The sequence below is a fragment of the Ruthenibacterium lactatiformans genome, assembly GCF_000949455.1.
Lineage (GTDB): Bacteria > Bacillota > Clostridia > Oscillospirales > Ruminococcaceae > Ruthenibacterium > Ruthenibacterium lactatiformans.
In genome coordinates this window covers 26420-34085 of record NZ_JXXK01000037.1, presented here as the reverse complement: position 1 = coordinate 34085, position 7666 = coordinate 26420, and the positions used below count along the sequence as shown (strand labels likewise).

7 protein-coding genes are annotated in these 7666 nt (G+C 47.7%); all 7 read right to left on the bottom strand.

All coding sequences use genetic code 11. The annotated features are described in order from the left end of the window. Positions 1 to 563 precede the first annotated feature (563 nt). The 7 genes from TQ39_RS17260 to TQ39_RS17230 all read right to left on the bottom strand — a co-directional run bounded on the left by TQ39_RS17260 (position 564) and on the right by TQ39_RS17230 (position 7425). Positions 564 to 1166, bottom strand: a complete 603-nt coding sequence (locus tag TQ39_RS17260) for a TSUP family transporter (protein WP_338092842.1) — start codon at positions 1164 to 1166, stop codon at positions 564 to 566. Between the two features lie 421 nt (positions 1167 to 1587). Continuing rightward, positions 1588 to 3021: a sulfatase family protein gene (locus TQ39_RS17255; protein ID WP_050006449.1), complete on the bottom strand. Its 1434-nt coding sequence runs from the start codon at positions 3019 to 3021 to the stop codon at positions 1588 to 1590. A gap of 116 nt (positions 3022 to 3137) precedes the next feature. Next, the gene (locus TQ39_RS17250) at positions 3138 to 3977 is read right to left on the bottom strand and encodes a carbohydrate ABC transporter permease (RefSeq protein WP_009325360.1); all 840 of its coding nucleotides are present in this window, start codon (positions 3975 to 3977) and stop codon (positions 3138 to 3140) included. Positions 3978 to 3995: 18 nt separating this feature from the next. Continuing rightward, positions 3996 to 4913, bottom strand: coding sequence for a carbohydrate ABC transporter permease (locus TQ39_RS17245; protein WP_050006448.1), 918 nt, complete (start codon positions 4911 to 4913; stop codon positions 3996 to 3998). A gap of 185 nt (positions 4914 to 5098) precedes the next feature. Further along, the gene (locus tag TQ39_RS17240; protein WP_050006447.1) at positions 5099 to 5290 is read right to left on the bottom strand and encodes a hypothetical protein; all 192 of its coding nucleotides are present in this window, start codon (positions 5288 to 5290) and stop codon (positions 5099 to 5101) included. A gap of 5 nt (positions 5291 to 5295) precedes the next feature. Next, the gene (locus tag TQ39_RS17235) at positions 5296 to 6522 is read right to left on the bottom strand and encodes an ABC transporter substrate-binding protein (protein ID WP_050006446.1); all 1227 of its coding nucleotides are present in this window, start codon (positions 6520 to 6522) and stop codon (positions 5296 to 5298) included. 42 nt (positions 6523 to 6564) lie between these two features. Then, positions 6565 to 7425: an NAD(P)-dependent oxidoreductase gene (locus TQ39_RS17230; protein WP_050006445.1), complete on the bottom strand. Its 861-nt coding sequence runs from the start codon at positions 7423 to 7425 to the stop codon at positions 6565 to 6567. Positions 7426 to 7666: the final 241 nt, after the last annotated feature.

The following is a 7666-nucleotide window of genomic DNA, read 5'->3' as shown; positions in this document are numbered from 1 at the left end:
AACAACAGAATTAACCGAATGCTAAATCGCCACTTTTGTGAATTGTACAAACCGAAAATTGAAATAAGATAAGAGAATTGGCTCATCTTGCAAAGAAAATGCGCTAAAAGTTGCAAAAATCCTTTTTAAAATAGTGCAGATATGTCAATTTGCGTCCTTGTTTATCGGATATACGCATTAGCGTCCGGTCGAGGGCTCAGCTCAATTCGGAACACAGTGTGTTCGCATTTAGAAGCATCACATAAAACTGGTGCATAATATTTCTTCACCCGATCCCGTTGTTTATCTGTCAATTTATACTGCTTATTTGCCGTTTTTATCACCGCTGCTGCCATAACACAGCTTGCATGATTATGTATGTAGTATAAAGCAAAAGATCACTATTTCATCAATGCCCAAGTGTTATAACAACTGATTCCGATAATGGTAAACATTAACCCGATAAATAGAATCTCTACATGCTTATCATCAATCTTCTTGTTGATTTTCCTACCTACAGCACCCCCGCCGATCCCTCCGGCCACCATTAGAACCAGCCAGAGCCATTCAAATTCCGGAACAGTTTATGTGAACAATGTTGTCGTAACGCTTGTAATCTGCGAAATCAAAATAATGTACAAGCTGTTCTGCGCCGCCACCTTTGTGGACATCGAAAAGAAATAGTACAAAACCACCAGGTTGATTGGTCCGCCGCCAATTCCCAAGAAGCTCGACATAATACCGAGTGTTATGCCGATTATTACGCAGGGCACGGTCCCCCTCACCCGGCGTGTTTTGATATTCGCTTTGTTTACAGTGTAAGCGAGCGTGTAAATTGTAATGATCGTCAGACAGCCGGCCTGTACGCCCCCCACCATATTCGGGTTGGATGCCGCTTCTTTAACAGCAGTAAACAGCTGTTTGCCTAAAACGCCGCCGAGAGCCGCTCCCAATGCCAACGGCGTCCCTGTTTTGAAATCCACAACACTATCACGGGACGCCGCCGCTCTCCCAACAGAGTACAAACTCATAGAGAGCACTGTACAGCCCGATAAGAAACTTATCGTGGATACGCTGGCCATCTGGAACAGATCCAAAACCGGCTTGATGATAACTCCGCCGCCGATTCCGCAGATCGCACCCGCTGTTGATGCCAGAAAACTGACTAGAAATGCTACCATTGACATTTTATGAATCCTCTCGTCCCTTTTTCACATACTGCATCCAATTTGAGCCAAGCATATTCAAAGAAGCGTCCGCAAGTAGTTTTGTAATAATTTCACACAATGACGTCATGACAACAGCTCCTGTCCCTCCGGCATAGTTGCTTTTTTGTATGTCTTGTACCCTACGTCTGATCTTCTTTATTCCGCAAGCCTGCCCCCTTTTCGCGCGGGGACTGTTTGTACAGTGCAATGTGTTCATGTTTTCTCTTTGGATAAAACGCAATACGCCTTGCGATCGTTTTTCGCAGTGTCTGCCATGGCAGCTGTTAAAATACTTTTATCTGTCCGGTGACGTTCCAAACGTTGCAAGGCGTGCATCTCTCTGCTGGATATGCCTTTTTTCGTGCAGTCAGTCCCATTGCCCACCATCTTATTTCCGGTACTATTTTACACGGTACAGCGCATAGTTCGGATTTTTCTTGATATAGTCGTCGCAGCTATGGGCTGATACACCCGCCCCCCACAGACCGGCCAGCCCGATCTGGCCAGAGCCAAACACTGCTTCCCGTGCGCCGTCGATCTCCGGGTTCACGTATTTCGCAAACCATTTCTCCAGCCGTCCGCGCAACTCCTGCTCCAGCGCCTCGAAACCGCCGTGTGCCAGAAGATTGTCCTGCTCTCCGGGGTCTGACTTCAGGTCATAAAGCGCATTTGGACCATACGGATAGCGTGCAATATATTTATAGCGTTGATCCCGCAGCATCCGGTTGGGGCCATATTCGTCCATCACCACAATCCCGCCGGGGCGTTCAAAGTCCTGGCCCAAAAGCGCCGGTACAAAGGAAACGCCCGGACGTTTTGCCATATCAAGAGGTTTTAGCCCCAAATAATCCAGTAATGTGGGCATAAAGTCATAAGCAGACACCAGCGAATCACAGACAACTCCAGCGGGGATACGGCCTGGATGCCGTGCGATGAACGGCACTTTCACCGATTCCTCATACATGTTCAGTGGGAATGTGCCGTTTCCCTTGCCCCAAAAGCCGTGATGTCCGCAGGAGAACCCATTGTCCGAGGTAAACACCACAAGCGTGTCCTCCGCAAGGCCCAGTTCGTCCAGCGTCTCCAGAATGTGTCCGATCCCTACATCCATGGCAGTAACAGCCGCAAAATAGCCAATCAAATTCGCCCGCTCATCTTTTGCTACTTCATCCGTCAGGTAGATGCTGTCCAGATGCCGCGGCAGATGCGGCACAGATTCAAACAGACAGTTTTCATACAGCTTTGTGTATTCTTCGGGGTGGTTATTGAGCCACGGCGCATGCGGAGCCGTATAGGCCACATGCAAATAAAACGGTTTTTCTGCCTCTTTGTGCGAATTTAAAAACTCCACTGCATCATCTGTGATAGCATCGGTGACATAACGCTCTTCCCGATATAATACACCATCCCGGTACAGGGGCGCCCCATAATAGGGCCCTCCTCCGGATTTGTGGCAAAACCAATGCGTAAAGCCCTGCTGGGCCCGGGCGCTGGCTCCCATATGCCACTTGCCGCTCAATGCACATTCGTAACCACTTTCGGCCAGAGCTTTGGTATAAGAATATTGGCCCGCCAGATATTCGATGGATGCTCGACGTTCGTCGTCATCCCGCAGCCAGTCATGCACACCGTGCTGAGACGGGATACACCCTGTCAGCAGCGAAGCTCTCGCCGGTGAGCATACCGGCGAAACGCAGAAAAAATTCTCAAAACGCATGCCCTGAGCAGCCAGACGGTCGATGTTTGGAGTATATATCTCCCTGTTGCCTGCGCAGCCCAGCGACCAGAACCCCTGATCATCTGAAATAATAAATACCACGTTTGGTTGCTTCATATAAATCCCCCCGGAATGGTCACAGGCACCGTACCAAGACAATAACGCAAGCGCAGCAAAAAGTTCACTCCATGTTCCACGGTGACTGTCGCTTATTGGGAAGCGTTTTCCCCTCGTCAATCGCCTGCAAGCCCGCCCTGTGTGAGGCCCTTGACGTAATATTTTCGAATGGCAATACCAAAGAATATTACCGGCAGCGCAATTACAATGGCACCAGCGGCAATGACGCCCCAATTCATTTTTTCGAATACGATGAAATTCAAAACACCGATCGGAGCAGTTTGCACCTTCTGCCGTGTGAGCAGCAGCGCAAACAAAAATTCATTCCACGAAAAGATGAATGATAAAATTGCCGTAGAGGCGATGCCCGGCGTAGCCAAGGGAATAGAAATCCTGAACAGGGTTTGTAAAAGCGAACAGCCGTCAATGCGCGCGGCTTCTTCCAGACTTATCGGTATATCCTCCATAAAAGCTCTCAGACTCCACACAATGATTCCCAAGTTTGACGCGAAATAAATCAGCGTCAAGCCGATATAAGTATCCAATAATCCCAGTTCTTTGTAGGCAATAAAGTAGGGAATCACAAATACTGCGCCTGGGCTCATGCGCGTGATCAGAAGCACATAAAAAAAGGCCTTCTTAAACCGAAACTCACAACGGGCAAAGATATAAGCTGACGGGATCCCCACCAACAGCGCCAGTATAATAGACAATACGCAGACCACAAAGCTATTGAAAAAATACCTTCCGAAGCTGCCTGTTACGAACAATTCTTCATAGTTTTCCAGCGTTGGCATAAAAATCAAGTCTGGAGGCACTTGAAAAGCATCGCTCTGATTTTTCAGAGAGATTAGAAGCGTCCAATAAAACGGAAACAGCGTGGCAAACATAAGCACCGCCACAAACAAACTTCGCGCTATGCCGGAAAGCCTCTGTCTCATATTCGCGTTCAACATGATACTTCACCATCCTTGCTACTTAGCCTTACTTTTCTTCCCATAGAAAAACACAATCAGCACCAGCAATACCGCAAACATCAGCATTGATGACGCCGATGCATAGCCTGTCTTAAATTTTACAAAGCCTTCTGAATACGCAAAGTAAGTAAGTTCTTCGGTGCTATTGCCAGGCCCTCCCTGGGTGAGAGAAAACACAAGCGGGAAAATTTTGAGTCCTTCCACAACGCGAAAAACCAATACCATAGATAAAATCGGCTTAATAAGCGGTAATGTGAGATACCACAGCTCCTGCCAAAAGCTGGCTCCATCGATGCGTGCTGCTTCAAAGGGAGAGACCGGCAGCGAATCCAGCGCAGCGATTACAAATAGCACTACAAAAGGAACCCATTCCCACACGGAAACCAATACGATTACCCACCGTGCCGAAACAGGGTCGGTCAGCCAAGCCGGAGCTTCTTGAATGCCTATCCCGTACAACAATGCATGAATACCTCCATATTTGGGGATCAGCAAAATACGCCAAATCAGGCCCGCAACCACAGGCGGGATCACCATAGGCATCACGATCAACGCTTGTACGAGCCCGCGTAAACGCTTCATACGCTGAATGGCCAACGCCGCAGCCACTCCAACCACCATCTGTAACAGCACGCTAAAGAAAACCATAAATATCGTATTTTGGGCGGCATTGATAAAGCCTTTGTCCGTAAACAAGTCAATATAATTTTCCAAACCTATAAAGCGGAACCTGCCGCCAGTCATTTTATAGTTCGTGAAAGAAAGGCCTAACAGGCTTGCCATAGGTACCAATACCAAAATCAAGAGTGACAAAAACAACGGAAACAGAAACGCAATTTGAAGAGTTTGGCGTTCCGATTTCAATGTTACACCTTTTGGATTTTTGGCTATAGGGATCAAACTTCTTTTTTTCATCGCGCTTCTCCTTTCGTGCTGCCATATCGTAATGCGCCTGCCGCACAGGTTTTACCGGATTTTCAGAAAAATGCCTCTCAAGAGGCCGCCATGAGTCAGCAATTCGATCGTCCGACCCATTTGCCGGCCTCCCGAGAGGCTCAGACTTTATATAATCAGTTACAGGCGCCAAATTTTACTGCCGATCAGGAAATATACCCGGCTTCCCGATAAACTTCGGCCACTTCTTCATTGGCGATCTCCATCGCTTCTTCAGCACTGATTTGTTTGGCAAACACATCGGAGATATAATTGCTGACAATATCCGCCACCTCCGGCCACTCAGGGTTCAGCGGGCGGTATTGCGGCATAGCATAATTGGCCAAAGAGTCACGCATAGCGTTCAGCCAGGCGCCGTCGCCGACATCATTTTTCTCAATAAAATCGGCATTATTGTATACCGCCTCCCGGGACACTGTAACCAGATTCCCTTCCGTGCCAAGGCACACAGGGTCTCTTCGGACAATGCCCACTGCATGAAATGCCAAGCGCGCTCCTTATTCTTTGCATTCTTGGGGATGTTGACAGAGTGCACGTTCAACGGAGCACAGCGCCCTTCCGGACCGGCGGGGACAGGCGCAAAGCCCACATCCTCCTCGCGCGTCTTGGATTTTTCAGGATCGATATAATTGGGAACTATGGCCGCGCCGTCGATCCACATTGCAAGATCACCCTGCTGTACCGACACGGTAATATCTTCAAAGTTACAGGTTGTCGCACCCGGGAACGAATAATTTTGAAGCAGATCGGCGTAATATTCCACGGATTCCACAACTTCCGGCGTATTCAAAGTAGGCGTCATATCGTTGGGGAAGTCCGCTACAAAATCGCCTCCCATAGAATACATGACCATCGGCCATTCCCAAATCAGGCCTTCTGAACCGCCCGCGCTGCGCGCGCCACGCATGCCGACTCCATAGACGCCGTCCTTGTGCAGCAGTTGGGCATACTCCCGCAGCTCTTCCCAAGTTTCAGGCGGCTGCTCCGGATCGAGCCCGGCAGCCTCAAACAAATCCTTCCGCCAGTATAGCAACGTGGTGAGGGAACATACCGGAAGGCCGTACAGCTTGTCCTCGTACCGTTGAGCGTCCACTGAAGACTGCATCAAGCCGTCCAAGTCCAGCAGCGCATCGTCTGTAATAGATTTATCAGCAATCAAATCGTCCAGCGGATACAACCAGTCATTGGAAGCGTACTGCAAAAATTGAGGGCTCATCAAATAAATCAGGTCATAAGCATCAGATTCTGAAGACATCTCCACCAGCATTTTTTGAAAATAAGTGTCGACTCCTAAAATCGTATAATTGATTTTCACACCATATTCTTTTTCGTAGTCATCATAAATTTTTTGCATGGATTCCGCGAAATTCCCTGCCACGAACATAATATTCAGCTCTTTTTGTTCTTCCAGGCGTTTCGCCGCTTCCGAGACTTGCTCCCCACTTTCAGAGCCGGAGCCGGACACAGAGGCAGGTGTGCTGGAAGTAGCATTTCCGCCGCAGGCAGTCAGAGAAAGCATCATCAGAACAGCCATCATTAAAGAGAATAACCGTTGCATTTTTGTGGACATTTTTTTCCTCCTTTGTGAATCCTCCATTTTTGAAACGTCGTTTTATAGTTCCAGATAATCCCGCATCACTGCGGCCGCTTCCGAAAAATCGTGACCGCCCCGGCCGTCTTTAAGCCCGGTACGCAGCAAATCCAGGGCTCCGTCCAAGGCAAAGGCCGGGCAATTCAAATCTTCATACAGCCTTTTAACATATCCCAGATCTTTCAGGCCAAAGGCCAACGCAAAATCCATACGATAATCACGGTCTTTTACCTTTTGGCCGTAGAATTGAAAAACGCCGCAATTGGTTTTCTGCTCACAAATGATATCGAACAATTTTTGCGTATCCAGCCCTAACTTCTCCATTAAAGGAAACATCTGAGAATAAGTGACTGCATACATTAGGCCAGTGAAATTCAACGCAAGCTTTACAAGGTGGCCGCTGCCGGCTTCGCCAATGTAATCCGCTCGGCTGGTAAATACTTCAAAAATAGGACGAGCAGCCTGAAAATCAGCTTCGTCGCCGCCCACCGTGACAGAAATGGTCCCTGCCGCCGCCATATCAGGGTTTCCCATCAAAGGCGCATCCAGCAAAATACCGCCATGCTTTTTAAATGCTTCGTGCAGCTTTTTGGTGGAAAGCGGATAACTGGTGGACAAATCGATCACGATTTTGTCCTTTACACCACAGGACAAAAATGTGTCACACATAGCTTCCACCTGCACGGAAGATGGCAGTGAAAGAAGCACCGCCTCACTGCGTTCAAATAAATCTGCCGGGTTGAACGCAAGCTCGGCTTTCCCTCGAAAATACTCCATGGCGTCGGCACTCACATCATATACCGCTACATCATGGCCTTTTTTGACAAAATTTTCGCATGCGCCACGTCCCATACGTCCTAAACCAATAAAACCAATTTTCATGTTAAAGACAACCCCTTTCCATAGTTTATGATATCCACCCATTTGCATAAGGGAGAACGGATGCTGCAGCAATCGAAAATCCCTTGGAATGAACTTATTTTATCAGGAGAAAAATTTTTCATGTACAACAATTCTCATCAATAATGCCGCATTTGAAAGAAGCAAAATGTGAAAAAAATAGCAAATATAAATATTTTATGTTAAACTATTAAAATTGTATTTATTTTGTGAAATATGTCTA